Below are 1,886 nucleotides of genomic sequence, written 5' to 3'. Positions count from 1 at the left end.
TCCCCGGACAGCCCGAGCAGATCGAGCACGGCCCCCGCGACCGCCCCCGCGTCGCCCTCACCTTCCACGGCCAGGGCGACCCCGCCGTTGCCAAGGCCGTACTGGCCGAGGCCGAGCGGGCCGGCGCCCGCGTCACCGTCCTCGCCGTCGGCACCTGGCTCGACGAACAGCCGCAGATGGCCCGCCGCATCCTTGACGGCGGCCACGACCTCGGCAACCACACCCTCCATCACACCTCCATCTCGGCCATGTCCGAGCAGGAGGCGTACGCGGAGATCACCGGCTGTGCCGACCGCCTGCGCCGCCTCACCGGCTCCATCGGCACCTGGTTCCGCCCCTCGCGCACCCAGTACGCGACACCGCTCGTCCAGAAGCTGGCCCGCCGTGCCGGCTACCCGCACGTCCTCTCCTACGACGTGGACTCCCTCGACTACACCTCGCCGGGCGCCACCGCCGTCACCCGCAACGTCGCCGACCGGGTCGGCAACGGCTCGGTGATCTCCCTGCACTTCGGCTACCAGGACACGGTCGCCGCCCTGCCCGCCCTCCTCGACACACTCGCCCGCCGCGGACTGCACGCGGTGACGACCACGGAGCTGCTCGCCTCATGACCGCCCTGCGCACCCGCCCGCGTACCAGCACCCGTACCCGCACCGGGACCCTCCTGGCCTGTGCCCTGCTCTCCGCGCTCGCGGGCTGCTCCACCCCCGCGGAGAAGGGCGGGGCTGAGGCGCTCGCCACCAAGGAGGCCGCCGCCCGGCCCGCTGCCGAGGGCAAGAAGGCGGCCCCGGCCGTCCCTGCCGTCCCGGCCGGACTCGCCGGGATGCCGCCGCTCCTCGATGCCAAGGACGTCTACGCGGCCGACCGCCCCAACCAGCTCTCGCCGCTCGTCAGGAACTACCCCTCGCGGGTCTACGTCCCCAACACCAACTCCAACACCGTCTCGGTGATCGACCCCAAGACGTACAAGGTCATCGAGACCATCCCGGTCGGTGAACAGCCCCAGCACGTCGTCCCCTCCTGGGACATGAAGACGCTCTGGGTCAACAACGACCGCGGCAACACCCTCACGCCGATCGACCCGGTGACGGGCCGCGCGGGCAAGACGGTCGACGTCCACGACCCGTACAACCTCTACTTCACACCGAACGGCAAGTACGCCATCGTCATGGCCTCGCTCGACCGCGAACTGGTCTTCCGCGACGCGCACACCATGAACCGCGAGAAGACCGTCCCGGTCAGCTGCTACGGGGTCAACCACGCGGACTTCTCCGCCGACGGTCGCTACTTCATCGTCTCCTGCGAGTTCTCCGGCGAACTCCTCAAGGTCGACACCGAGAAGATGAAGGTCGTCGGCCAGCAGCGGCTCCCGTTCCAGGGCGCGATGCCGCAGGACGTGAAGATCTCGCCCGACGGCAAGACTTTCTACATCGCGGACATGATGGCCAACGGGATGTGGGTCCTGGACGGCGACAAGTTCACCACCCCGAAGCTGCTGCCCACCGGCAAGGGCTGCCACGGGCTGTACGTGAGCCGGGACTCCAAGGAGATGTACGTCTCCAACCGGGGCGAGGGCTCGATCTCCATCTTCGACTTCCCGAAGAACCGCCTCACGAAGAAGTGGCACCTGCCGAACGGCGGCAGCCCCGACATGGGCGGGGTCTCGGCGGACGGCAAGGTGCTGTGGCTCTCGGGCCGCTACAACGCGGAGGTGTACGCGATCGACACCACGACCGGCAAGGAGCTGGCGCGCATTCCGGTGGGCGAGGGCCCGCACGGTCTTGCGGTGTATCCGCAGCCGGGGCGGTACTCGCTGGGGCACACGGGCATCTTCCGCTGAGATGAACGGGGGCTCCGCCCCCGGACCCCTGCTCCTCAATCGCCGG

At 69.8% G+C, this 1,886-nt stretch carries 2 protein-coding genes; both read left to right on the top strand.

Annotation, left to right across the window (positions count from 1 at the left end; all coding sequences use genetic code 11):
* The coding region (locus J0695_RS39100) for a polysaccharide deacetylase family protein (RefSeq protein ID WP_206969615.1) at positions 1 to 611 on the top strand (611 nt) is incomplete at its 5' end.
* A complete protein-coding gene (locus J0695_RS39095) occupies positions 608 to 1,840 on the top strand; it encodes a YncE family protein (RefSeq protein WP_206969614.1) in 1,233 nt (410 codons plus the stop codon). The genes J0695_RS39100 and J0695_RS39095, both read left to right, overlap by 4 nt.
* Positions 1,841 to 1,886: the final 46 nt, after the last annotated feature.

The organism is Streptomyces beijiangensis (genome assembly GCF_017315755.1).
GTDB lineage: Bacteria > Actinomycetota > Actinomycetes > Streptomycetales > Streptomycetaceae > Streptomyces > Streptomyces beijiangensis.
Note: the sequence above shows the minus strand (reverse complement) of the source record. Positions and strands in the feature narration are given on the sequence as shown.

Excerpts from the sequence above, each read along its gene's own strand:
- J0695_RS39095 (WP_206969614.1), top strand. The coding sequence starts at position 608 with ATGACCGCCCTGCGCACCCGCCCGCGTACCAGCACCCGTACCCGCACC.